The following is a 23,820-nucleotide window of genomic DNA, read 5'->3' on the forward strand; positions in this document are numbered from 1 at the left end:
CCCGCCGCTCCCGGCCGGGCCACCGGCTCGGTGGGCTGCGCCACCAACCGCGCCAGGTCGAGCGCTACCGCGTCGGCTCCGGCACGGGCCACCACGGTGACGCCGAATTGGCCGTCGTGGCCGTCGGTTCCGGAAGGCACGGCGACGGCGCACAGATCCAGCAGGTTGCAGAAGTTGGTGTAGGTTCCCAGGCGTGAATTGACGCCCACCGGGTCGGCGGCCACCTCGGCGATCGTCGGGTGTTCGGTGGTGGTGGGGATCAGCAGTGCCGCGCAGTCACCGATCTCGGCCATGGCCACAGTGGTGAGCTCGGCCAGGCGGACCCGGTCGGCCAGCAGCACGCTCGCCGGAACGGCACCCGCAGTGCTGATGATCGAGTTCACCGTGGGGTCGATGCCGGCATCGGGATCACCTTGGTGGGCACCGAGATAGGCGCCGACGGCCTCATAGCGTTCGGCGACCAGTCCGCCGTCGTAGAGCAGCCGGGCCGCCGCCAGGAACGGGGTCAGATCGATCTCGACGAGTTCGGCGCCCGAATCCGTCAGCCGGTCACAGGCTTGGCGGAAGGCCCGTTGCCACTGCGGCTGGAGTCCGGTCAACGTGCGGGGGACCGCCACCCGCGGCTGTGGAGGTGCGGCCAGCGGTGCGTCCGCAGGGAATGGGCGCACACCGCCGGCGAGTACACCCATGGCGGCGTCGGCGGTGTTCAGGTCGCGGGCGAACACGGTGACACAGTCGAAGCTCCGGCAGGCCGGCACCACACCGTCGAGCGGGACCACGCCCACCGTCGGCTTGATACCGACGACGCCCTGCAGAGCCGCCGGAACACGTCCCGATCCGGCGGTGTCGGTGCCGAGTGCGATGTCCACCAGGCCGAGTGCCACCGCCACCGCCGAACCGGAGCTGGAGCCGCCGGAGATGCGGTCCGGTCGGCGAGCGTCGCGCACTGCGCCGTAGGGGCTGCGGGTACCGACCAGGCCGGTCGCGAACTGGTCCAGGTTGGTCGCCCCGATCACCACGGCGCCCGCCGTACGCAGCCGGGCCACCACTTCCGCGTCGGTCGACGCCGGGGCGGTGGCATAGCCCGGGCAGCCAGCTGTGGTGGGGATGCCGGCAACGTCGATGTTGTTCTTCACCGCAGCCAGCAGGCCGGCGAGCGGCAGCTCGGCGCCGGCGGTGACGAGAGCGTCGATCGCCTCGGCGTCGGAGAGCGCTTCGGCCATGGGCCGCAACGTGATCCAGATTTCTGGCCGGTCGACGTCGGCGATGGCGGTGTAGGCGGCCCGGACCCGCTCGACGGCGGTCATGACCGGGCCTCGGTTCCGAGAACCACCAGCGGTGCGCCCGGATCCACGAGATTACCTGCGGCGACCAACACCTGGGTGACGACACCGTCGGACGGGGCGCGCATCACCGTCTCCATCTTCATCGCCTCGAGCGCCAGGAGCGGCTGTCCGGAGACGACCCGCTGGCCGACCGCAACGTCGACCTTCCAGACGCTCGACGAGAATGGCGCGTCCACCCGTTGATCTCCGGCGGCAAGCACCAGGTCTTCGTCGGTGCCGCTGACGGCGGCCGATGCTGCCCGTTCCGCCCGGTCGAATTCGCCGGCAGCGGCCCAGGCCGCCCGTTCGGCGGCAAAGGCCGCTGCCTGCTGGGCGCGAAAAGTGTCGATATCGGCGGCATTCTCGGTCAGGAACCGTTCGTGGTCGGCCAACGAGAACACCCCGTCGGTCACGTCCACCGAACCTCGGCCGGCGGCCAGGTCGGCACGCAGGTCCAACAGTTCCTCGGCGCTCACCGGGTACCAGCTGATCCGGTCGAAAAAGCGTAGTAGCCAAGGGCTTCCCGGCTCGAACGGCTGGGTGTGCCGGTAGGCGCTCCAGACCTGAGTGGTGCGTCCGACAAACTGGTACCCGCCGGGCCCTTCCATTCCGTAGATGCAGAGGTAGGCCCCGCCGATACCCACCGAGTTCTCGGCGGTCCAGGTGCGGGCCGGGTTGTACTTGGTGGTGACCAGGCGGTGCCGCGGATCCAGCGGAGTGGCCACCGGTGCGCCGAGGTAGACGTCACCGAGCCCGAGGGTCAGGTATTGCGCCGAGAACAGGATGTTCCGGACGTCGGCTTCGCTGTCCAATCCGTTGATACGGCGGATGAATTCGATGTTCGACGGGCACCACGGGGCGTCATCGCGAACCCCGGAGGTATACCGGGCGATAGCCTCCCGCGTGGCGGGGTCATCCCAGCTCAGCGGCAACCGAACCAGCCGGCTGGGTACCTCGAGCTCCGAAGAGGCGGGCAGGTCGGCCTCGATTTCTGCCAACAGGCCCAACAACTTCGACACCGGCAACACATCGGGGTCGACATGCACCTGCAGCGACCGGATCCCGGGAGTGAGGTCGAGGATGCCCGGGACAGCACCCTCGAGTCGGGTGTGCAGGGCATGTACCCGGGCGCGCAGCGCCAGATCGAGCACGATTTCTCCGTACTCGATCAGCACGTTGTCATCGCCACTGCGTCGGTAGGTCACCTCGGGGGCACCGTCGATTCCGGGTCGCCGGGCCAGGACACCGTCGTCTCCGTCGCCGCCGGTACGCGTCACCTGCGGTGTCGCAGCGGCGCGGGTGGTGCCCAACTCGCGACGCGAGGGTGCCGACTCGGCCCGCACCGGCACAAAACGCACTGTGTCACCAGGGCGTAACTGACCCAGCTTCCAGCGCTGAGCGGCGATGACCGTTACGGGGCAGACAAACCCGCCGAGGCTCGGCCCGTCCGGTCCGAGCAGGATCGGGGTGTCGCCGGTGAAGTCCAGCGCCCCGATGGAATAGGCGTTGTCGTGGATGTTGGACGGATGCAGCCCGGCCTCGCCGCCGTCGGGACGCGCCCACCGCGGTTTGGGACCTTCCAGGCGCACTCCGGTGCGTGCTGAGTTGAAATGCACCCGGTATCCGGCGGACAGCAGTGTGTCCATGTCATCGCGGGTGAAAAAATCGGGGGCGCCGTGCGGACCCTCGGTGACGGCAAGTTCCCACTCGGTGGTCAGCGCGGGCCGCACCTCTTCGGGCACCGGCCCGGTGCCCGGTATCGAGTCCTTCTCGGGGTTGGTTGCGTTGGTACGCAGCACATCTCCGGTGATCAACGCGCGACCCCCGTGGCCGCCGAAACGGCCCAGGGTGAAGGTGGCGGCACTGCCCAGGTAACGCGGAACGTCGAGGCCGCCGGTGACCAGGACGTACGTACGCAGGCCGAGGGTGTCGGCGGCGCCGATGTCGAGCAATCCGCCGGCCGGGACATCAACGGGTTCCCACATCGGGGCCGGAATGCCGTCGACCGTGACCAGACACTCGGCGCCGGTCACACACACCGTTGTCGGATGTGTCATCCGCAGCGCCGGTCCGGATGCGGTGCATTCCAGGCCGGCGGCGTCTTCGCTGTTGCCGAGTGCGCGGTTGCCCAACCGGAACGACAGATCGTCCATCGGTCCGCTCGGCGGCACACCGACCTGCCACAGCCCGACCCGGCCGGGAACGTCCTGCACGGTGGTCAGCAGACCCGGGCGCTCGACGGTGATCCGGGGGCGGGGATCGGTGACCAGGGCCAGCGTGGAGGTGCTGTGGCACGCTGCGCGTACGTCGTCGTGATCGACGGCGGCACACAGCAGTCCGACATTGACCTCGATACCGTGCAGCACGGTATCGCGCAGCGCTCGGCCCAGCCGGTCGAAGGCCTGATCGCGGTCGGTACCGACGGTGATGATCTTGGCCAGCAGTGGGTCGTAGGAGGCCGACACCTCGGTACCGTCGCGGACCCACCCGTCCACCCGGACGTCATCCGGAAAGTGGACGGCGGTGAGAGTTCCGGTGCTGGGCCGGTAGTCGCGCGCGGGGTCCTCGGCGTAGACGCGGGCCTCGACCGCGTGTCCCGTGGTCGGTACCACCGCGTCGGGGTATGCGTCGAGCATCGTGGTGTCGCCGACCGCCAGGCGCAACATCCAGGCGGCTAGGTCGACGCCGGTGACCTCCTCGGTTACCGGGTGCTCCACCTGAAGCCGCGCATTGACCTCGAGGAACGACGCCTCCTGGCGCACCGGGTCGTAGATGAACTCGACGGTTCCCGCAGATCGGTAACCGACCGCGGTGGCCAGTGCCCGGGATGAGGCGTGTAGCTGCCGGCGGATCCGGTCGGGGAGTGCCGGTGCGGGCGCCTCCTCGATGACCTTCTGATGCCGGCGTTGCAGTGAACAGTCCCGATCGCCGAGGGAGACGACGCGACCGGTGCCGTCGCCGAAGACCTGTACCTCGACATGGCGGGCGTGCTCGACGTAGCGCTCCAGGAACACCCCGGCAGAACCGAAGCTGCGTTCTGCCTGGGCCACCACCCGCCGGTACGCGTCGCGCAGCTCGTCAGCCGAGTGGCACACCTGCATGCCGATGCCTCCGCCGCCGCCAGTGGCCTTGAGTATCACCGGGTAACCGACGGTCTCGGCCGCCGACACCGCGATGTCGGCGTCGGCGAGCAGCTCGGAACCGGCGAAGATGGGCACCCCGGCGGCCCTGGCCGCCGCCCGGGCGGTGTGTTTGGTGCCGAACTGCCGCAGCTGTGCCGGGGTGGGGCCGGCGAAGACGATACCTGCTGCTTCCACACCGGCGGCGAAATCGGCGTCCTCGGAGAGGAACCCGTATCCGGGGTGGATCACGGTGCTGCCGGTGGCCTCCGCCGCGGCCAGGAGCGCCTCGGCGCGCAGGTAGCTGTCTCGCGGAGCGGCGGGTCCGATCCGCACCGCCTCGTCGGCCAGCAATACGTGAGGTGCGCCGCGGTCGGCATCGGAGAACACCGCGACGCTGCGCATTCCGAGATCGCGGACGGCGCGGATCAGCCGGACGGCGATCTCACCGCGGTTGGCGATCAGCACGGTGCTCATGCGGCGACCTCTGCCGTAGCGGCGGGTCGCGTCACGATCATCTGCACCGGTGTCGGGTCGAATGCGTTGCACGGGTTGTTGATCTGCGGACAGTTGGACACCAGCACCAAGGTGTCGACGTCAGCGCGTAGCGCGACCCGCTTGCCGGGTGCAGACAGACCGTCGACGATGCCGAGGGCGCCGTCGTCGTCAACCGGGACGTTCATGAACCAGTTGATGTTGCTGGCCATATCGCGGGCGCTCAGGCCCCAGCGGGACCCCTCCAGCAGGAAGTTCTCCAGACAGCCGTGCTGGGCGCGGGTGTGCTGTCCGTAACGCAGTGTGTTCGACTCCTTGGAACAGGCGCCACCGAGGGTGTCATGCACACCGACCTCGTCGGCCACGACGGTCATCAGCGCATCGCCGGTGTCGGCACGCAACACCGATCCGGTGGTCAGGGCGATCCGGCCCTGACGCCGGATGGTCTCTGCCGCCGAATACCGGACAACGGTGTCGGCGGCCGCGTAGAGCAGACAGTCGACCGCTTGATTGCCGGCGAGGTCGACAATGGTCAGCACACAGCCGGCGGGCACCACGGTCGACCAGGCGGCACGGGCGGCCACGTTTTGGTCCAGCAGCACGGTTCCCGCGACCAGTGCTGCGCTGTCGGTGGATTCGCTTGTGATGGTCACAGCTGTCCTCTCGCAACGAGGTCGGCGTCGGTGTTGTTGATGGCTTGGCGGTGTTCGGGGCCCAACGGCCCCACCAGTGCGCCGTCGGTCAGCAGGTCCAGCTCCGGTGCCGCGGGCCAGGCCTGCATTTCCAGCGGGGAGCAGGTGAATTCGGGACGTGGGTCCAGCGGGTGCGCGGTATTGGCAACCAGCACAACGGTATCGACGTGCAGCAACAGATCGGTGCTGGCGCCGGCTCCGGCGGATCCGAGCCAACGCAACGACCCGCCGCGGTCGACCCGGACACCCTGGAAGAACGACACCGACGGTGGCAGGTCGCGGCGGTCCATGCCGTGTTTGAGTGCGGCCAGGGTGAGCAGCTCGCGGCCCGCAGGTGTTGCCGACTCCGGCGCGGCTGCGCCATAGCGCTCGAGATTACCTGCGTGCGTGCTGGTTCCGGTCAGTGCATCGTGACGTCCGGAACTGTCGGCGACGATGGTTGCCAGCACCCGGCCGAAACCGCTGAGCAGCGGGTGCCCGGTGCCCAGGTACGCCTGCCAGGGGACTTTCACGGTATCGGCGACATTGAGCCTCTCGTGGTGTGCGTCGGCGCGGTGCAGAAGCAGGTGGGCGCATGCGTCGCCGTGCAGGTCGGTGAACCGGATTCGGGTGCCGCGGGCCAGGGTGGCAGTTGTATATCCGCCGGCTGCAATTGTTTCCGACCACACCAGCGACTTCGCGGCGACACCGGAAGGGGCTTTCGGGGCCGTCGAAGCGGGAAGGTGGCGCATGAAATCGGCGGTGCGCCCGTGCTGGGCGCGGGCGTGCGCTTTGGCCCCGGCCGTTGTTGCGGTACCGGTCGCGGTGTCGGAGCTGTTCTTGTTGCCTGTCACTGAGCACTCTCGCGAATGAGGGACCCGCCGGAGAGGGCGGGCTTTCTGTCAGGTGACAGTTTTCGCGGGCGGCGCGCGTCAGTGGTTGCGTGGACGTAACCGATGACCGAGATTCGGTTAACAGTGCACTGCGAATGTTTCTGTCAAATGACAGGTATCGAGTGTCGGTGGTCCGGGGTCAGCGGGCGGGGGACTCCGAGGGATATGGACTGATGCCGCCCAGCTGGGCGGTGAGCGCGGCCGCGGAGCCCATGAGCCCGTCGGCGTGCTTGCTGATTTCGGAATCGGTCAGGGAGCGTCCGATCTGCAGCGAGACCACCATCGCCTGTCTGCCGTGATGGTCGAACACCGGTGCCGAGATCACGCTCACGTCATGTCGCTGGCCCTTGGGGACCTCAGCCTGATTCGCCTCGCCCTGCAGGTACACCCGTTCGCCGATATCGGAGATCATCTCGCCCAGTAACGCCCGGAGTTCGTCGGGCAGGTTCGACGACATGCCGGCCATCAGCGCGTACAACCGGCGGCCGCCGGGAGTGAGCCGCTCCACCAGATAGCCCGAGGACCGGCATTCGGAGATGACCCGGTCCAGGCGGTTGCCGTCGGTGCGCAGCGGGATCGTGGCCGGGCGGGCCAGCCAGTCCTCGAGTGCCTTGTCATCCCACAGGACGAACATCAGTCCGACGGGTGGCGCAAACGGGTAGCTCTGACCGATCTGCACGGCGGGCCGAACACCTGGCGGTGCCACGACCTCGAGCAGCGTGATCCGGTCGTCCACCACGGCAGAGAGCGCGGCGGTGGTGTCGTAGTTGTGAGAAAGCGTGCGCAGTGCTTCGCGGGCGCCGGGGTTCACGCGCAGCGACTCCTGAGCGGTGTGCCCCAGGGAGATCAATGCCGGACCGAGGCGGTAGGTCTTGGTGTTGTCGTCGCGGATCAGGTAGCCGGACTCGGTCAGGGTGGTGATGATTCCGAGGCAGGTCGGTTTACTCAACTCCAGGCGGCGGGCCAGCTCGGAGAGGCCGAACTGCTCGTGTGGGTGCCGGGACAGGAAGTCGAGCACTGTGATCACCCGCGTAGTCGGAGGGGAGATGCGTTTGGTGCCGCCGGTGCGGTGGTGATCGCGGGCTGACCTGACATCTGCCATCGCTGTGCTCCCTGGAATCGCACGAGTATCGCGCTGCGACGTGGACCGAGTCCTGTAACAACGTTGACTCAAATTAGAACACGTTCTAATCTTCGGTGTTGGAAAGTCTACCAATTCGGTTCAATTATGGACCGGATAGCCGAGTGGCGAAGGATGGGTGATCGATGTATTCCCAGCCGTTGTTGGATGCGATAGCCGAAGCGGAAAAGCTGGTCGCGGCCGCACCGTTCATCGAGTCGGAAGCCGATCTGCTGGAGGGTCTGCAGTATCTGGCGGGCTGTGTCGCAGCGTGCACGCACGTCGCATTCGACTACGACCGCGACCATCCCTTCCTGCACAGCGGTACCGGCCCGTTCACCAAGATGGCGCTGGACAATCCCGACACGATGTATTTCGGGACCCGGGTGCACGCGGGTCATGAGTACGTCGTCACCGGTAGGAGGGGCACTACCACCGATGTGAGCTTCCAGCTTCTCGGCGGGGAGTACACCGACGAGGTGGTGCCCGACAGCGAGACGGCCTTCGATGACCGCAAGCTCGACATCGCCGCCGACGGCACCTTCGAATGGCGGTTCACACCCGCAGTGCCCTCGCAGCTGGTGATCCGCGAGGTCTACAACGACTGGTCGGCGCAGCGCGGCTCATTTGCCATCGCGCGCACCGATACCGCGGGCACCGCGCCCCCGCCACTGACCCGTGAGCTCATCGAGAAGCGATACGAAGTCGCCGGGAAACAGCTGGTGCAGCGGGTCAAGACCTGGCTGCAATTTCCGCAGTGGTTCTACGACAACCTGCCGGTCAACGCGCTGGTGGCGCCGAGGCTGACACCCGGCGGGTTGGCCACCCAGTATTCGTCGGTGGGCAACTACGAGCTGGCACCGGATCAGGCCATGATAATCACGCTGCCCGTCACCGACGCGCCGTATCTGGGCTTCCAGCTCGGCAGCCTCTGGTACATCTCGCTGGACTACATCAACCACCAGACATCCCTGAACGGCGTTCAAGCTCAAGCAGATCCAGACGGCAAGATCCGGATCGTGGTATCCGATGCCAATCCCGGGGTGACGAACTGGTGCGAGACCCTGGGGCACCGCAAGGGCTATCTGCAGTTCCGCTGGCAGCGGGTCTCGCGTGAGCTCACCGAGGCCGACGGCCCCACATCCGAGGTCGTCGACATCGACCAGGTCGCCGCGGCCTTGCCGTACCACGAACACAACAAGATCTCGGACGAGGACTGGCGAGCTCGAATAGCCCTGCGCCAGAAACAGATCGGCGACAGGATGGTGGGTTAGACATGAGTGGACTGCTCGAAGACAAAGTGGTCGTCATCAGCGGAGTCGGTCCGGCGCTGGGTAGCACGCTCGCACGCCGATGTGCCGAAGAGGGTGCGGACCTGGTGCTGGCCGCCCGCACCGTCGAACGCCTGGAGGAGGTGGCCGCAACGGTCACCGGCCTGGGCCGGCGCGCGGTGTCCGTCGGCACCGATATCACCGACGACGCGCAGGTGGCCAACCTGGTGGACCAGGCGATGGGGGCATACGGCAAAGTCGATGTGTTGATCAACAATGCTTTCCGGGTTCCCTCGATGAGGCCGTTGGCCAACACCACCTTCGAGCACATGCGTGAGGCGATCGAGCTCACGGTCTTCGGGGCGTTGAGGTTGATCCAGGGATTCACCCCGGCGCTGGCCGAAGCAAACGGTTCGGTGGTCAACGTGAACTCCATGGTGGTGCGGCATTCGCAAGCCAAATACGGCGCCTACAAGATGGCCAAATCCGCGTTGTTGGCGATGTCGCAGTCCCTGTCCACCGAGCTGGGCGACCAGGGAATACGGGTGAATTCCATTCTGCCCGGCTATATCTGGGGCGGCACGCTGGAAAGCTACTTCAACCACCAAGCCGGCAAATACGGCACCACCGTCGATGAGATCTACAAGGCCACCGCCGCGGCGTCGGACCTGAAGCGCTTACCCACCGAGAACGAGGTGGCATCGGCGATCCTGTTCATGGCCAGCGATCTGTCCAGTGGCATCACCGGGCAGGCATTGGATGTCAACTGCGGGGAGTACAAGGCGTGAGTGAGCGAGCGAGGACCGGATTGTCATGAGCAGGACCAATGTAGGCACCGTCGACGATCTGCACGCCTCGGCGGTCAAGGCGTGCGGCCTGGACGATTTCGGATCCGACGACGACAACTACCGGGAGGCGCTGGCCGTCCTGCTGGAGTCCTACCAACGGGACGCCGATCTGACCGAACTGGGCAGCAAGATGCAGCGGTTCTTCGTCCGGAACGCGCTGGTGGCCCGCCTCGTCTCCGAAGCCGCCTGGAAGCAGCACCCCGAACACGTCGACGTGGCGATCGAGCGGCCGATCTTCGTCACCGGTCTGCCGCGCACCGGCACGACTGTGGTGCACCGGTTGTTGGCCGGCGACCCGCGCCACCAGGGCCTCGAGCTGTGGCTGGCCGAGTTTCCGCAGCCGCGACCGCCACGCGAAACCTGGTCGCAGAACCCGGTTTTCCAGCAACTCGATGCGCAGTTCACCAAGGCACATGCGGAGAACCCCGACTACACCGGACTGCACTACATGACCGCCGACGAAGTGGAGGAATGCTGGCAGCTGCTGCGTCAGTCACTGCACTCGGTGTCCTACGAGACCCTGGCGCACGTGCCGACCTATTCGCAGTGGCTGGCCCGCCAGGATTGGGCCACGCCGTATCGCAGGCACCGCAAGAACCTGCAACTGATCGGACTCAACGATCGCGACAAGCGTTGGGTGCTGAAGAACCCGAGCCATCTGTTTGCCCTCGACGCGCTGTTCGCCACCTACCCGGATGCGCTGGTGGTGCAGTGCCATCGGCCGGCCGAGACCATCATGGCCTCGATGTGCTCGCTGGCCGAGCACACCACGGCCGGCTGGTCGAACGCCTTCACCGGCGACGTCATCGGTGCCGATTCGATGGAAACCTGGTCGCGCGGGTTGGAGTTGTTCAACACCGAACGCGCAAAACACGATCCCGCACAGTTCTACGACCTGGACTACTTCGCGTTGATCAAGGATCCGGTCAGTGTGGTCGACGACATCTACCGCAAGTTCGGGATCGAGTTCACCGACGAGGCGCGACGAACCGTGACAGAAACCCACGAGGAGAGCAAGAAGGGCCCCCGCGCGCCGAAACACCAGTATTCGCTGGCTGATTACGGATTGACCGACGACCAGGTCAAGGAGCGCTTCGCCGGGCTTTAGATGTGCTCAGCGTTCGAATACGACGTTGCCCCGCGCGATCGTCGCGGCAACCGAGACGTCGTAGAGCTCCTTGTCGGGCACCTCGGCCAACGGGCGGTCGAGCACCACGAGATCGGCTTGGCGTCCGGGCGCGATCACCCCGCGCGCGTCCTGTCGCGCGGCCCTGGCCGCACCGCTGGTGGCCGCCTCGAACGCCATTGCCCGCGACAGCGCTTCCTCCGGCAGGAACGGACCGTCGGTTTCCCCGGGATAGTCGCGGTTGACGGCAACGTGGATCCAGTCCATCGGGTTGGGTGTGGTCACGGGCCAGTCGCTGCCGAAGGCCAGCGAAACCCCGGCGCGCATCATGGAGCGGAACTGATACTGGGTGGCCCGAAGTGATTCCGCGAGATACGGCAGTGTCATCTGCGTCATCTGGGCGTCCGCCTGCGCCCAGAAGGGCTGAACGTTGGCGATGATGCCAAGTGCGGCCATCCGGTCGATGAGCGCGGCGTTGGTGATCTGCAGGTGTGCGATCTGATGGCGGTGATCACGGGCGGGCGCACCGCGCAGAAAGCTCTCGAACACGGTGAGGATCTCGTCGGTCGCCCGGTCGCCGATGGCGTGCACATGGATATCGAATCCGGCACGGTCGATGTCAGCCATGATCGGAGCGAGTTGGGCCGGTTCGAAGAAGGTGAGCCCGGAGTTCGTCTGCGCATCATCGGCATACGGCTGTGAGATGGCTGCGGTGAACGTCTCGCAGACGCCGTCGTACATGACCTTCACCCCGTTGAGGGCCAGGTGGTCGTTGGGCTCGACCCGCTCGCGGGCCGCGATGAACTGCGGCAGGGCCTGCTCGGGATGCTCGCGGGGGAGCCAGAGGTTGCCGGTGGCCCGTCCGATGATGTCGCCGCGTTCCAAGGCCGTGAGGTAGGTCGCGAAGACATCGGTGGTGGGGACAAAATCGCCGACGATCGCTTCCTGCCAGCCCGTCACGCCCAGCGACAACAGATGCTGCTGGCCCGCCCACAGGCCGGCCAGCCGGGTCGCCTCATCCATCGGGGGCATCAGCTCGGAGACCAACTGCATCGCCGATTCGTGCAACAAGCCGAGTGCTGCGCCGTCGGCATCACGTTCGATGCGCCCACCGGCCGGGTCCGCAGTTCGTTCGTCGACGCCGGCCCGGGCCAGCGCCGCGGAGTTCACCCAAGCGCTGTGCCCGTCCTTGTTGGCCAGATAGGCCGGACGCGCCCCGGTGATCGCATCGAGTTCGCCGAGCATGCGGCTGGTGTCCTCGAAGTGATCGAGTGACCAGCCGCGACCGATGATCCACTCGGCGTCGGAATTTGCACAGTAGGCAGCTATTCGGGCGAGTGCCTGGTCACGCGAGCCGGTGGCGGACAGATCACATCGGGCGAGCTCCACCCCCGACTCCACCAGATGCACGTGTGCGTCGGTGAAGGCGGGGATCACGGAGCGGCCACGCGCATCGAAGACGGTGGTGCGTGCACCGTGGTGCGCTGTCATCGGTTCGACCGCCGCGATCGCGCCGTTTGTCACTGAAATAGCTTGCAGACCAGTGACATCGAGGAACGGCAGGTCGCAGTTGACGAGGGTGAAATCGGCAACGGTCATTTTTCGACTCTCCAGTGGAAGGGGGTCAGCCGACAAAAGTTCGGGTGACATCGCGTGAGGAGGAGCCGCCGGCGCGCAGGATCACGATGACAACCGCCAGCACCAGCAGGGTGCCGACCAGCATCACGGTGGCCATCGCCGCGAGCTCCGGGCGCAGTCCGGCCCGAATCGAGCTGAACACGTACACCGGCCAGGGAGTGCTGCCGGTGGCCTGGACGAACGCCGAGATGATCGTGTTGTCGAGGCTCAGCGTGAACGCCATCAACGCGCCGGCCACGATCGACGGGAGCAACTGCGGCAGCATGATCTGCCGGAAGCCATTCCACTGCGACGCATAGAGATCCGCGGCGGCCTCGGCCAGTGCCGGATCCAGGGAGCGCACTCGCCCGCGGACCAGGAACGACACCACCGCCGTCGCGAACAAGGAGTGGCCGATCGCCAGTCGCAGCACGCCGTACTCCAGCGGCCAGATTCCCGCATCGATGACCAGCGAGGTGAGCCACGGCAGCAGTGATACGGCCTGCACGATCTCCGGTGTCACCAGCACCAGACCGATGACGCCGACGATGACCGAGGTCACCGCACCGCGGCGCATGCCGATGCCGATTCCGAGGAAGGTGCCCAGCAGGGTTGCGATCAGGGTCGCCAGGACCCCGGCCTGGATGGAGACGAAGACCGCATCCAGGATCGCCGGATTGTTGAATGCACCCTGATAGGCGTCGATTCCGGCACCCTCCCAGGCGCCGAGCAGCCGGCCCGTGTTGAACGAGTACACGACGATCACCAGGATGGGGGCAAAGAGGAAGCACAGCACCCCGATGCCGACCACGAGCAGCGCCCGGTCGATCGCTGAACGGTTTTTTGTCACGAGGCGATTCCCCTAGTGCCGGCGGTTTCCACAGCGAGCCTGTGATGCCGGCGAGAAAGACGTGTGGCCACCAACCCGGCAGCTCCGATGAGCACGATCGTCAACAGGGTGATCAGGATCAGCATGACGGACATGGCTGACCCGAGCGCCCAGTTCTGGGCCTGCTGGAACTGGCCGGCGATCATCTGACCGACCATGTTGCCGCGCGCCCCGCCGAGCACCGATGCGGTGATGTAGTCACCCATCAGTGGGATGAACACCAACAGCACCCCGGAGATGATTCCCGGCCTCGCCAGCGGCAACGTCACCTGGCGGAAGGTCGCCCACCGGCCGGCTCCCAGATCCGTACTCGCCTCGCGCAGCGCTGGACTCATCCGCTCCAGTGCGACGAAGATCGGCAGGATCATCAGCGGCAGATAGTTGTAGACCACTCCGAGCTGCACGGCACCCTTGGTGTAGAGCATCGAGAACGCTCCGTCGACCAGGCCCAGGGAACGCAGTACTCGGGTGGCCGGTCCTTCGGGCGCCAGGATGATCTGCCATCCGATGGTGCGGACCAGGAAGTTTGTCCAGTACGGGATGAACACCAACGCCAGCACCACATACCGCCACCGGGTCGACACCTTGATCGCCAGCCAGTAGGCAAAGGGCAGTCCCAGTGCCAGGCAGATCGCCGTGCCCAGCACGGCGATCTGGAGCGTGTTGACAAATGTCGCCAGGAAGGAGCCGCTGAGCGCCTCCCGATACCGGTCGAGCGACAGCGTGTCGTTGGCGTGCGTGGCGTACAGCCCGGGCTTGTAACCCAGGCTGTACCAGACGACCACCAGGATCGGGAGGACAAAAAACAGCAGAAACCACAGCGCTCCGGGAAGTGCGAGAGCGGTGAAGAGACCTCCGCCACGCAACCGGCGGCGCGTGGCAGCCAGCAGGGCAGTCATCAGCCGCCCGCTCGGGCTTTCATCTCGCTGACGATGTCCATCCGCACCTGCTGCGCGTCATTGATGACACCGGTGTACATGCGAGTCTTCTGCTCCGCTGTCGGGAAGATGATGTCGAGCAGCTCGGCGTTCTCGGCGATGAGTTGTTCCTCGGTTCCGGTGACGCCGGTGCCGTAGCCGACGAACTCGGTGTTGCGTGCAGCCTGATCCACGCCGAGCGAGTAGTTGATGAAATCGTATGCGGCGTCGACGTTCGGTGCGTCCTTGACGATCGCCCAGTTGTCCATCCAGAGGTTGGTCTGCGGGGTCGGCAGGACCCACTTCCACCGCTCCGGTGTGGGGCTGGACAGGATGCCGCGCCGGGCGTCGCCGTTCCAGCTGTGCATGAGGACCTGCGTGCCCTGCGGGATCGCGCTGCTGCCGGGAGAGGAGTCGAACGCCGAGATGCACGGGGCGAGTTGGTCGACAAGAAATGTGCGGATCTGCTCCAGCTGGGCCGGATCGGTGGTGCTCTGATTCCAGCCACGGGCAAAACAGAGGATCGCTGCGATTTCGCCGGGATCGTCGAGCAGCGAGGTCCGGCCCCTGGCCTCGTTCTCGGCGGCGGAGATGAAATCGTCCCACGAGGTGAGTTCCCGCTTGATGACCGTGGTGTCGTAGACGTATCCCGTTGTGCCCCAGAACTTGCAGACAGAGTGGGCGTTGTCGGGGTCCCACTCCTGGTTACGGAAGGCGGGGTCGATGTTGGCCACGTTGGGCAGTCGCGACAGGTCGAGTGTCTCGAGTAGGCCGTTCTCGACCATCTGCGGGATGAAGACACCGGTGGGGATGACGATGTCGTAGCCGCTGGTTCCGCGCGCCGCGACGAGCTTCGCGATCATCTCCTCATTGGAGGAGTAGGCGTCGATCTTGACCGGCTGACCGAAGCCCGACACGTTCTCGTCCGCGTCGTATCCGGCCCAGGAGTAGATCCGCAGGTCGCCGTTCGATGCGGTGGACCCCCCGGGCTTCGAGCAGGCGGCGAGGGCGACCGCGGCACCGACACCGGCGACGCCGCCGAGGAACAGGCGCCGGCTGATCCCCGCCTCGCGGCCCTTCGGCACGAGCAATCTGGGCGCTCGGTTCAGTGTCATCTCAATTACCCTTCGTGAGTGCCGGTTCGGGCATCGTCGCCTGAGCCGTCGGTGAATTGGCAGGGAAGGCGGCAACCGCTGTGTCTGCCCAGGAGCAGGTCACCGTGTCACCTACGACGATGGTCTCGTCGATGTCTCGGCGCGGAATTCGCGCGATGATCTCGTGGCGCGCCGCCGTGTGCAGCACATACTGCACGACGTCGCCGAGGTAGCTGCGGGCCACCACCGATGTTGCGATGGCGTCGCTGTCGGTGGGATGTTCCCCGGCGCGTAGCTGCACGGATTCCGGCCGAACCGCGAGCGTGACCTGTTCTCCGGCAACGAGTTCAGCCGGAGCATTGGTCAGGCTGAAGCGAACGTTGTCGGCAGTGGCGAACCGCCGGTCGGTGTCCACGGTGCCTTCGAAGAAGTTCTGCTGGCCGACGAACCCGGCGACGAACCTGGTTGCCGGACGGGTGTACACGGCATCGGGGGCATCGAGTTGCTCGATCCGGCCGTCGTTCATGATCGCGATGCGGTCACTCATCGCCAGGGCTTCGTGCTGGTCGTGGGTGACAAACAGGAACGTGGTGTTGAGGCGATGCTGGATGAGCTGCAGCTCGATCTGCATCTGTTCGCGCAGTTGACGATCGAGTGCCGCGAGAGGCTCGTCGAGCAGAAGCACCTGGGGGCGGTTGACAAGAGCGCGCGCGAGGGCGACCCGCTGCTGCTGCCCGCCCGAGAGCTGGGCGGGGCGCCGGTCGGCGAGCGCGGTGAGGCGCACCAGATCCAGGGCCTCGGTTACCCGGTCCTCGATCTCGCTCTTGGCGACCTTGCGTTGGCGCAACCCGTAGGCGATGTTGCCGGCGACACTCAGATGCGGGAAGAGCGCATATGACTGGAATACGGTGTTGACGTCACGCTTGTTCGCCGGAGTGTCTCGGACCGAGACGCCACCGAGCCGGATGTCGCCTGTGTCGACCGACTCGAAACCGGCGATCATCCGGAGAGTGGTGGTCTTGCCGCATCCCGACGGGCCGAGCAGCGAAACGAACTCACCGGGTCGCAGGGTCAGGTTGATGCCCTTGACGACGGTGTTGTGCCCGTAGCTCTTGGTGAGATCGCTCAGCTCGAGGGCGCCGGTGGCGTGCGTTTCGGTCATTTCTCCTCCATTGGCTCGTCGGCGGCATCGCCTGACCCACTCAGCCACGCGACGACGCGGTCGACGATGTGCTCCGGTGCCAGGGTGATGTCCACTCGGAGGCCGCGTTCGTCCTCACGCAGCGGCTCGAGGGCGTCGATTTGGGACTCCAGCAGTGTCGACGGCATGTAGTCATGGTTGCGTTCGCTCAGTCGATGGGCGATCACCGATGCCGGGCCGTCGAGGTGCACAAATACGACCGTCGGGGCAAAAGACCGGATGTGATCGCGGTACTTGCCCTTCAAGGAGGAGCACGCCAGTACCGGTGACGCGCCGAGTCTGACTTCCCGTTCGATCGCCTGCCCGGCCCTGGTGAGCCATGGCTTGCGGTCTTCGTCGGTGAGCGGTATGCCGCGGGCCATCTTGGTTTTGCTGGGGTCGTCGTGCAGGTCATCAGCGTCGATGAACGGCTCGTTCAGCCTGGCTGCCAGGTCCATGCCGACAGTGGTCTTCCCCGTGCCGGAGACTCCCATGGCAACGATCGGCGGTATGCGTCGGCCATTCGACACCGGTGATCCCACTTCACTCCATCTTCGAGTCGCTGTGCTTGCAGTCACACTATGGCGCAATAATCATACGAATGCAATCGAATAGTCAACATCGTATGTTTTCAATGGCCAGCCTGCTGCTATGACAGGATGTATGGGTGGACGGGGACGCGACAGTCGGCGCATTGCACGGAACGTTGCTGACTGCGCTTGGTACCGGCATCGTGTCCGGGAGGTATCCGGCGGGGCATGTGCTCACCCTCGACCGGGTGGGTGCGGAGCACGGTGTGTCACGCAGTGTCGTCCGTGAGGCGATCCGGGTCTTGGAGTCGATGGGCATGATCGAGTCCCGCCGCCGGGTCGGCATCACGATTCAGCCGGCGGAGAAGTGGAATGTCTTCGACCCCAGGATGATCCGGTGGCGGCTCGAATCCGGTGACCGGGCCGCGCAATTGGTCTCGATATCCGAACTGCGCCGCGGCGTCGAACCGACCGCGGCGGCCCTGGCCGCACGGCGGGCCGACCCGCAGCAATGCCGGACGATGGCGGCAGCGGTATCGGACATGGTGGTACATGGTCGCTCGGGCGACCTCGAAGCGTATCTGTTGGCGGACAAGATCTTCCATCAAACTCTGCTCGAAGCCAGCGGCAACGAGATGCTACGGGCCCTCACTGGTGTGATCGCCGAGGTGCTCACCGGCCGCACCCATCACGGCATGATGCCGGAGACTCCCAACCCGGCGGCCATCGAGCTGCACGACGAGGTCGCCAGAGCGATACGGCTGGGCGATGCAGCCGGTGCCGAGCGCGCCATGCGGGCGATCATCGACGAGGCGGCGGCCGCTGTGGGTGACAGTCGCGAGTAGCGGGCGCGGATCACGCGGTCCTGTTGGCCAGCATCTCGATCCGATCCAGCGCCTCCCGGGCCAGTGTCAACACGTCGTAGCCGTTGACGGGTCCGCACGTCGAGATGCCCACGGCCGCATTGTGTGCGGCGACATACGCGTTGTCGCAGGCCCAGTCGGCGGCCGTCAGGGACCACAGCACGATATCGGGTGAACCGGATTCCACCGGGGAACCGAGTCTGAAGACGTACGTTTTGCCGCGCAGCGCGGTGACGCGCAGGGGTGTGTCCCGGCACGATTCAATGGTCCGCCGAGTCCGGTCGAGTGCCTCCCGGGCGTTGAAGTCGGCCGGGTAGACCCCGGCCATCTCCTCGATGACCGCCGGGTGGCCGCTGTCATCGGACCAGTGCCCGCCATCGGTTGCGGCCGGGTGGTGGTCGAAGATGAAGGGCGGGTCCACTTCCCGGGCAACCCCACTGCACTCCGATGGTTCGACGGTGGCGAAGAGATTGCCGTCGACATCCCCGACCTTCGGGCTCAAGAGGTCACGGGCCTGCAGGGCGGTGATCGGCGCAACCGGGGACGCGGCCCGCGGCTGCGCCGTGTCGATGACCTGCGTGCACCCCGTGAGAATGGCAACTGACAGCAGTGCCGGCCCCGGTTTCCACATGGCGAGCAGCGTAAAGCGTTCAGCCGTCGCCCGGCGAGGGCGCCGAGGACACTTCCTCCAGGCAGCCCTCGGCCACCGCGTGCTTGATGCTGTCGGACAGTCGCGGGCAGTTGCGGCTACGGCTGCTGGTCCCGCCGCTGGCGCGAAGCTCGGCGAAGACCGCACAGCGTTGGGAGGCCTCGGTGTTCCACTGTACGGCGGTGTGCCCCGGACCCAGTTTCTTGACCGCTACCTGCGCATGACAGAACCGGCAGTCGACCGGAGTCAGGCCGGAGTTCAGGTACCGTTCGCGATCCTGGCGACTGGACTCGTGCACCGCGGCGGCCCGGTCCGGATTCGAAGCGAAATCCGGTGCCTTGCGCCAAGTTCCACCGCCCGTTCCCTCGACCTCCGGGGTTCCGGGGGCGTGGTCGTCGGCGTGGTCGTCGTGACCCTCTCCGAGCAGGAGCAGCATCGAGCGCGCCAGCCGGTCCACGTCCGGCGGGGGAGTTCGCTCGTCGCGCAGCGTCATCGCGCCGGCTGCTCCTCGGGAGCCTCCTTCTCGGCCTGCTGAACCTTCAGGTTCTCCTGGACCTCGAGATTCCACTTCTCGTTGGCGGCGGTGGTGTCCACCTCGATCTCGAAGCGGTCGGTCATGTCCGCGGAAACGTCGGCCACATCCACATAGAACTGCTGGTACCACCGGCGCATCTGATAGACGGCGCCGTCCTCTTCGACCAGGAGTGGGTTGTCGATCCGGGTCTTGTGCTTCCAGATCTCCACATCCTGCAGGAAGCCCTTGCTGACGCCCTCGGTGAACACCCGGGCCAGCTTGTCGGTGGTCTTCTCGTCCAGGCCCTTGGGCTTTTCGACGATGACGCCCCACTGAAGTACAAACGAGTCCTGGTCCACCGGATAGTGGCAGTTGATCAAGATGGACTCGGCCTTGAAGCCGCCGTAGTTGTTGTGCAGCCAGTTGATCATGAACGACGGCCCGAAGTACGAGGCCTCGGAATCCAGATGGGCCTCCCCGTAGGTGGTGCCCATGTCATCGACGTCGGGGCGCCCGACGTTGTGCAGGTACTGCGACGCGATGTGGCCCTCGAAGACGTTCTTGAAGTAGGTCGGCAGGCCGTAGTGAATGTAGAAGAAGTGCGCCATGTCGGTGACGTTGTCGATGATCTCGCGGCAGTTGCTGCCCTCGATCAGCATGGTGTTCCACCGCCAGTCGGTCCACTCGTCGCTGGCGAACTCCGGGATCTCGGGAATCCGGACCTCGGGAGCGGGCGGGTTGCCTTCGTGGTCGTGCCACACGAACAGCAGCCCACCCCGGACGTCGGTATGCCAGGCGCGGGTGCGCGCCAGGCGCGGCGTGCGCTTGGCATAGGGCACGAGCTTGCATTTGCCGTCGCCGCCCCAGCGCCAGTCGTGGAATGGGCAGGCCACCTCGTCGCCCTTGATGGTGCCCTGGGCGAGGTTGCCGCCCATGTGACGGCAGTAGCCGTCGAGGACCTTGAGGTCACCGTGGGAATCGGCGAACACCACCAGCATGGTGCCGAAGATCTCGACGCTGTGGGGTTTGCCATCCAGGAATCCACTCACCGGCCCAAGACAGTGCCAGCCCCGGGCGTAACGGTCCGGCAGGGTGCCGGTGTCGATCTCCCGAATGCCGGCTGTCCCCGAAGATTCGGCTGCCATGACGCCTCCAGTCGTTGCTCTCTAACTAGAACACGTTACAGTTTTTTGGGGCCGGCGCGCAACGCACGCCACCACGACCTGGGAAACCAGCTCAGATAACGGGTTATTCAGGGTCGACGAGACCGGTTCGCAGCGCGATCTGCTGCATCTTCCCGATGCTGGTCACAAACGAATCGGAGGTGGCGTCACCCGTGGCGCTCTCGAACTTGAGTCGCACCAGCGCCCGGTCCTGCGTGAACACCAGCAACGTGACGGCCTTCTCGCCGTCCGGTGAGGTGCCCTTGATGACCGTGCCGTCGGTCCCGACCGCCATCGGCCGGGTTGATCCACCGACGACCACCTTGGTGGGATCGGCAAGGACCAGCTTCAGGGCTTCGGTGGCCTCCGCCGCGGTCGGATAGCCGACGATGGTGTCGGTGATCGCCCGGGTGTCCTCGGCGTTGACGAAGAACGCGCTGGCACCGGGCTGTCCATTGGCGTCGGGAGTCGACGAACGCTGCGCGAACGTGTCCTCCTGATCGCTGATATCGGATGCCGACAACAACAGAGCCCCGTAGTCCACGGGCTGCGGCGCCGCACTGGTGGACGGAGGCGCGGTTGTGGTGAACGCCGGGAGGGTCGGGACCGTGGTGCTGGAAGTCGAGGTGGCGTCGGGAGCGCCGGTCTGTTCGGCAGGGGAGCAACCGCTGACGAGGACGGCGGCCGCTGCAGCTGCAGCGGCCAGGACGCGGATTCGATTCTTGGTTGAACGCATGTGTTGACTAGGAAACCATCTGACTTCGAGGTGCGGGGGCACGGGCACGTGGATACATGGCCGTACCCACGACGGTACCGGCGTCAGCGGCGGCGCGGCAAAATGACGGTCGTCACTGCCGTCACATCGCCGCCCGTCGTCCCAGCTAGATCGCGGTGGCCGACGCCGCGGCGCGGTCCATCTCCCAGTACGCGCGCAGTGCCGTGATCAGACCGGCGTCGTTGACCCGATAGGTGAACACACCCTCGGCCGTCACCCGAAAGCCCTTCGCGGTGATGACGATATGACCGACGTTGGCCTCCTCGTCACCGCAGATGAAGGTGTCGTGGAAGCAGAACTCCAGCTCGCTGGGCGCGATCGCCATGTCGTAGAACGCCGCGATGGCCTCCTTGCCCCGATGGCCCACACCCTCGGGATCGAAGTGTGACGGCCCGATCGGATCCTCGACGATCGCGTCGTCGGCGAAGAGCGCCAGCCAGGCCTCTTTGTCGTGGGCGAGCGCTGCCGCCCGCGACCTCTCGCCGGCCAGATGGACGGGGCTGGTCACCTCGGACCAGGTTTGTCCGAGGAAACCACCCACATGGAGTAGTACTGCGAGCCGCCGCCGTAAGCGTGGCCGAGTGCTTTGCGTGCGCCCGGCACCTGGTGATCACCGGCTTTGCCCATCACCTGGATGGCGGCTTCGGCAAAGCGGATCATCCCGGAGGCGCCGATCGGGTTGGAGCTGAGCACCCCGCCGGACGGATTGAACGGGATGCGGCCACCGATCGCGGTCTCACCGGCTTCGGTGAGCTTCCAGCCCTCACCTTCGGGGGCGAAGCCGAGATTCTCCAGCCACATCGGCTCGAACCAGGAGAACGGCACGTACACCTCGGCGACGTCGATCTCGTCGATGGGGGAGGTGATGCCCGCCGACTTCCACAGGGCTTTGGCCGCGTCCCGGCCGGCCTGCGGATTCACCTGGTCGCGGCCGGAGTAGGCCAGCGGCTCGGTGCGCAGTGCGGTGGCGTGGATCCAGGCCACCGGGTGCCCGTCGGCCTCCCTGGCGTCGGCGGTCTGCTCGTCGCCGATCACGACGGCCGCCGCGCCGTCCGAGGACGGGCAGGTCTCGTCGAACCGGATGGGATCCCACAGCATCTGTGACGACATCACCTTCTCCAGCGTGATGTCCGGCTGGTGCAGATGCGCCAGCGGATTCTTCGCGCCGTTGAGCCGGTCCTTCACCGCGACCATGGCGCCGATGTGTTCGGGCGCTCCGGAGCGGCGGATATAGGCGCGCACGTGGGGTGCGAAGTAGCCGCCGGCGCCGGCGCCGACCGGTTTGGTGAACGGCACCGGGATGGACAACGCCCACATGGCATTGGACTCGGACTGCTTCTCCCACGCCATCGACAGCACCCGCCGGTATTTGCCGGACTGCACCAGCGAGGCGGCGACCACGGCGGTGGAGCCACCCACCGAGCCGGCGGTGTGCACCCGGATCAGCGGTTTACCGGTGGCGCCCACCGCGTCGGCGAGGAACAGCTCGGGCATCATGACGCCCTCGAAGAAGTCCGGTGCCTTACCGACGACCACGGCGTCGATATCGGCCATCGTCTGCCCCGAATCGGCGAGCGCTTTGTCGATGGCCTCCCGGACCAGGCCCGCCATCGAAACATCGAGGCGTTTGGCGACGTATTTGGTCTGGCCGGTCCCCAGGACGGCCGCTAGATTCTTGGCCATTCAGTTCCTACCTTCCAGGACTGCGACGAGGTTCTGTTGCAGCGCCGGACCACTGGTCGCGTGAGCCAGGGTCCGCTGTGCGGTGCCGTTCCAGATGTGCTGAGCGGCAAAGCCGATGCGCTCCAGGCCGGCCGAGAACATCGGGTTGGCTGCCAGCGCGCCGCCTGAGGGGTTGATCTTGGTGGCGCCGTTGAGCCCGATCGCCTCGGTGAGGATCAGTTGCTGGTGGGTGAACGGTGCGTAGATCTCGGCGACATCGATGGAGCCGACATCGCCGCCGGTGGCGACCTTGGCCGACGCCTCGGTCGACGGTGAGGTGGTCAGGTCCCGGGCGCCCAGGACGGGAGTCTCGATGCGATGCTCGAAACCGGTTATCCAGGCCGGGTTCTCGCGAAGTTCGCGGGCCCGGTCGCCGACGGCCAGCACGATTGCCGACGCGCCGTCGGTGATCGGGGCGATGTCGTGCCGGCGCAGCGGATCGGCGAAGAACGGCCGGCTCAGCAGTTCCTCGACGCTGGCGGCAGGAGCCTGATTGTCGACGCGCTCGGCCACCGCCAGGGAATCCAGCGCCACCTGCGCCATCTGCTCGGCGGTCCACTTGCCCGCATCCAGGCCGAAGCGGGCCTGCAGGCCCGCCATCGACACCGAATCCGGCCACAGCGGGGCCACGGTGTACGGATCGGTCTGCAAGGCCAACACCCGGCGCAGCACACCCGCCGAGGATTTGCCGAATCCGTACACCAGCGCGGTGTCGACTTCGCCGGTCAGCAGCTTGATGTAGGCCTCGTACAGCGCCCAGGCTGCGTCCATCTCCACGTGCGATTCGTTGATCGGCGGTACCGCACCGATCGAGTCGATCGCCGAGATGAACGAGAATGCCCGTCCGGCAAGGTAATCCGAGGAGCCGGAGCACCAGAATCCGATATCGGTCTGCTGCAGGCCGAGTCCGTTGAAGAGCTCGGCGAAGCACGGCATCAGCATCTCGACGCCGTTGGTGGTGCCTTCGGTGCGGCGAACGTGGGGGGCGTGCGCGAAGCCGACCACTGCAATGTCGCGATCAGTCATGTCAGGAATCCCT

Annotated in this window: 22 protein-coding genes; 4 read left to right on the forward strand and 18 right to left on the reverse strand. The window is 66.2% G+C overall.

Annotation, left to right across the window (positions count from 1 at the left end; all coding sequences use genetic code 11):
• From WBB07_RS29280 to WBB07_RS29300, 5 genes are all read right to left on the reverse strand, one after another.
• The coding region (locus WBB07_RS29280; RefSeq protein ID WP_526313252.1) for an allophanate hydrolase at window positions 1-1,307 on the reverse strand (1,307 nt) is incomplete at its 3' end.
• On the reverse strand, window positions 1,304-4,921 hold the full coding sequence (uca, locus tag WBB07_RS29285) for an urea carboxylase (protein WP_526313254.1): 3,618 nt from the start codon (window positions 4,919-4,921) through the stop codon (window positions 1,304-1,306). The genes WBB07_RS29280 and uca, both read right to left, overlap by 4 nt.
• Window positions 4,918-5,586, reverse strand: coding sequence for an urea amidolyase associated protein UAAP2 (locus tag WBB07_RS29290; RefSeq protein WP_526313310.1), 669 nt, complete (start codon window positions 5,584-5,586; stop codon window positions 4,918-4,920). Before WBB07_RS29290 ends, uca begins: the two co-directional genes overlap by 4 nt.
• Before the next feature lie 2 nt (window positions 5,587-5,588).
• Entirely contained in the window at window positions 5,589-6,464 is an 876-nt protein-coding gene (locus WBB07_RS29295; protein WP_526313256.1) for an urea amidolyase associated protein UAAP1, read from the reverse strand.
• 178 nt (window positions 6,465-6,642) lie between these two features.
• A complete protein-coding gene (locus tag WBB07_RS29300; protein WP_526313258.1) occupies window positions 6,643-7,605 on the reverse strand; it encodes an IclR family transcriptional regulator in 963 nt (320 codons plus the stop codon).
• 164 nt (window positions 7,606-7,769) lie between these two features.
• Between WBB07_RS29300 and WBB07_RS29305 the strand changes: the two genes are divergently transcribed.
• From WBB07_RS29305 to WBB07_RS29315, 3 genes are read left to right on the forward strand one after another with little or no spacing between them, the layout of a single operon-like run.
• Window positions 7,770-8,897 carry a hypothetical protein gene (locus WBB07_RS29305; RefSeq protein ID WP_526313260.1) on the forward strand — a complete coding sequence of 376 codons (1,128 nt, stop codon included), beginning with the start codon at window positions 7,770-7,772 and terminating at the stop codon, window positions 8,895-8,897.
• Window positions 8,898-8,899: 2 nt separating this feature from the next.
• Window positions 8,900-9,682, forward strand: a complete 783-nt coding sequence (locus tag WBB07_RS29310; RefSeq protein ID WP_526313262.1) for an SDR family NAD(P)-dependent oxidoreductase — start codon at window positions 8,900-8,902, stop codon at window positions 9,680-9,682.
• Window positions 9,683-9,707: 25 nt separating this feature from the next.
• Window positions 9,708-10,850, forward strand: a complete 1,143-nt coding sequence (locus WBB07_RS29315; protein ID WP_526313264.1) for a sulfotransferase — start codon at window positions 9,708-9,710, stop codon at window positions 10,848-10,850.
• A 6-nt stretch (window positions 10,851-10,856) separates the two neighbouring features.
• Here WBB07_RS29315 and WBB07_RS29320 read toward each other — a convergent pair whose 3' ends face one another.
• The 6 genes from WBB07_RS29320 to WBB07_RS29345 are packed head-to-tail and all read right to left on the reverse strand — an operon-like array spanning window position 10,857 to window position 17,095.
• Window positions 10,857-12,467 (reverse strand): amidohydrolase, encoded by a 1,611-nt coding sequence (locus tag WBB07_RS29320; protein ID WP_526313266.1) that lies wholly within the window; start codon window positions 12,465-12,467, stop codon window positions 10,857-10,859.
• A gap of 25 nt (window positions 12,468-12,492) precedes the next feature.
• A complete protein-coding gene (locus WBB07_RS29325; RefSeq protein WP_526313268.1) occupies window positions 12,493-13,335 on the reverse strand; it encodes an ABC transporter permease in 843 nt (280 codons plus the stop codon).
• Window positions 13,332-14,273 carry an ABC transporter permease gene (locus WBB07_RS29330; protein ID WP_526313270.1) on the reverse strand — a complete coding sequence of 314 codons (942 nt, stop codon included), beginning with the start codon at window positions 14,271-14,273 and terminating at the stop codon, window positions 13,332-13,334. The genes WBB07_RS29325 and WBB07_RS29330 overlap by 4 nt, the downstream gene beginning before the upstream one ends.
• A complete protein-coding gene (locus WBB07_RS29335) occupies window positions 14,273-15,406 on the reverse strand; it encodes an ABC transporter substrate-binding protein (RefSeq protein WP_526313272.1) in 1,134 nt (377 codons plus the stop codon). Before WBB07_RS29335 ends, WBB07_RS29330 begins: the two co-directional genes overlap by 1 nt.
• A gap of 1 nt (window position 15,407) precedes the next feature.
• Window positions 15,408-16,547: an ABC transporter ATP-binding protein gene (locus tag WBB07_RS29340; RefSeq protein ID WP_526313274.1), complete on the reverse strand. Its 1,140-nt coding sequence runs from the start codon at window positions 16,545-16,547 to the stop codon at window positions 15,408-15,410.
• Entirely contained in the window at window positions 16,544-17,095 is a 552-nt protein-coding gene (locus WBB07_RS29345; protein WP_526313276.1) for a gluconokinase, read from the reverse strand. The genes WBB07_RS29340 and WBB07_RS29345 overlap by 4 nt, the downstream gene beginning before the upstream one ends.
• 137 nt (window positions 17,096-17,232) lie before the next feature.
• On the opposite strand from WBB07_RS29345, the gene WBB07_RS29350 reads away from it, so the two are divergent.
• Window positions 17,233-17,940 (forward strand): FadR/GntR family transcriptional regulator, encoded by a 708-nt coding sequence (locus tag WBB07_RS29350; RefSeq protein WP_526313278.1) that lies wholly within the window; start codon window positions 17,233-17,235, stop codon window positions 17,938-17,940.
• Window positions 17,941-17,950: 10 nt separating this feature from the next.
• Here WBB07_RS29350 and WBB07_RS29355 read toward each other — a convergent pair whose 3' ends face one another.
• The 7 genes from WBB07_RS29355 to WBB07_RS29385 all read right to left on the reverse strand — a co-directional run bounded on the left by WBB07_RS29355 (window position 17,951) and on the right by WBB07_RS29385 (window position 23,807).
• Window positions 17,951-18,589 (reverse strand): sensor domain-containing protein, encoded by a 639-nt coding sequence (locus WBB07_RS29355; protein ID WP_526313280.1) that lies wholly within the window; start codon window positions 18,587-18,589, stop codon window positions 17,951-17,953.
• Window positions 18,590-18,608: 19 nt separating this feature from the next.
• A complete protein-coding gene (locus WBB07_RS29360) occupies window positions 18,609-19,100 on the reverse strand; it encodes a hypothetical protein (protein ID WP_526313282.1) in 492 nt (163 codons plus the stop codon).
• On the reverse strand, window positions 19,097-20,266 hold the full coding sequence (locus tag WBB07_RS29365) for a 3-ketosteroid-9-alpha-hydroxylase subunit A (RefSeq protein WP_526313284.1): 1,170 nt from the start codon (window positions 20,264-20,266) through the stop codon (window positions 19,097-19,099). Before WBB07_RS29365 ends, WBB07_RS29360 begins: the two co-directional genes overlap by 4 nt.
• 103 nt (window positions 20,267-20,369) lie before the next feature.
• Window positions 20,370-21,020, reverse strand: a complete 651-nt coding sequence (locus tag WBB07_RS29370; protein WP_526313286.1) for a hypothetical protein — start codon at window positions 21,018-21,020, stop codon at window positions 20,370-20,372.
• Window positions 21,021-21,165: 145 nt separating this feature from the next.
• Complete coding sequence (locus tag WBB07_RS29375) at window positions 21,166-21,567, reverse strand: nuclear transport factor 2 family protein (RefSeq protein WP_526313288.1); 402 nt, start codon at window positions 21,565-21,567, stop codon at window positions 21,166-21,168.
• Window positions 21,564-22,742 carry a thiolase family protein gene (locus WBB07_RS29380; protein WP_526313290.1) on the reverse strand — a complete coding sequence of 393 codons (1,179 nt, stop codon included), beginning with the start codon at window positions 22,740-22,742 and terminating at the stop codon, window positions 21,564-21,566. The genes WBB07_RS29375 and WBB07_RS29380 overlap by 4 nt, the downstream gene beginning before the upstream one ends.
• Window positions 22,743-23,807: a beta-ketoacyl-[acyl-carrier-protein] synthase family protein gene (locus WBB07_RS29385; RefSeq protein ID WP_526313292.1), complete on the reverse strand. Its 1,065-nt coding sequence runs from the start codon at window positions 23,805-23,807 to the stop codon at window positions 22,743-22,745.
• Between the last annotated feature and the right edge of the window lie 13 nt (window positions 23,808-23,820).

Origin of the sequence: Mycobacterium sp., from assembly GCF_049647605.1 — a bacterium.
Taxonomy (GTDB): Bacteria; Actinomycetota; Actinomycetes; order Mycobacteriales; family Mycobacteriaceae; genus Mycobacterium.

Excerpts from the sequence above, each read along its gene's own strand:
- uca (WP_526313254.1), bottom strand. The coding sequence starts at position 4,921 with ATGAGCACCGTGCTGATCGCCAACCGCGGTGAGATCGCCGTCCGGCTG.
- WBB07_RS29365 (WP_526313284.1), bottom strand. The coding sequence starts at position 20,266 with ATGGCAGCCGAATCTTCGGGGACAGCCGGCATTCGGGAGATCGACACC.
- WBB07_RS29370 (WP_526313286.1), bottom strand. The coding sequence starts at position 21,020 with ATGCGTTCAACCAAGAATCGAATCCGCGTCCTGGCCGCTGCAGCTGCA.
- WBB07_RS29300 (WP_526313258.1), bottom strand. The coding sequence starts at position 7,605 with ATGGCAGATGTCAGGTCAGCCCGCGATCACCACCGCACCGGCGGCACC.
- WBB07_RS29330 (WP_526313270.1), bottom strand. The coding sequence starts at position 14,273 with ATGACTGCCCTGCTGGCTGCCACGCGCCGCCGGTTGCGTGGCGGAGGT.
- WBB07_RS29315 (WP_526313264.1), top strand. The coding sequence starts at position 9,708 with ATGAGCAGGACCAATGTAGGCACCGTCGACGATCTGCACGCCTCGGCG.
- WBB07_RS29340 (WP_526313274.1), bottom strand. The coding sequence starts at position 16,547 with ATGACCGAAACGCACGCCACCGGCGCCCTCGAGCTGAGCGATCTCACC.
- WBB07_RS29305 (WP_526313260.1), top strand. The coding sequence starts at position 7,770 with ATGTATTCCCAGCCGTTGTTGGATGCGATAGCCGAAGCGGAAAAGCTG.
- WBB07_RS29320 (WP_526313266.1), bottom strand. The coding sequence starts at position 12,467 with ATGACCGTTGCCGATTTCACCCTCGTCAACTGCGACCTGCCGTTCCTC.
- WBB07_RS29355 (WP_526313280.1), bottom strand. The coding sequence starts at position 18,589 with ATGTGGAAACCGGGGCCGGCACTGCTGTCAGTTGCCATTCTCACGGGG.
- WBB07_RS29335 (WP_526313272.1), bottom strand. The coding sequence starts at position 15,406 with ATGACACTGAACCGAGCGCCCAGATTGCTCGTGCCGAAGGGCCGCGAG.
- WBB07_RS29380 (WP_526313290.1), bottom strand. The coding sequence starts at position 22,742 with ATGGCCAAGAATCTAGCGGCCGTCCTGGGGACCGGCCAGACCAAATAC.
- WBB07_RS29310 (WP_526313262.1), top strand. The coding sequence starts at position 8,900 with ATGAGTGGACTGCTCGAAGACAAAGTGGTCGTCATCAGCGGAGTCGGT.
- WBB07_RS29360 (WP_526313282.1), bottom strand. The coding sequence starts at position 19,100 with ATGACGCTGCGCGACGAGCGAACTCCCCCGCCGGACGTGGACCGGCTG.
- WBB07_RS29385 (WP_526313292.1), bottom strand. The coding sequence starts at position 23,807 with ATGACTGATCGCGACATTGCAGTGGTCGGCTTCGCGCACGCCCCCCAC.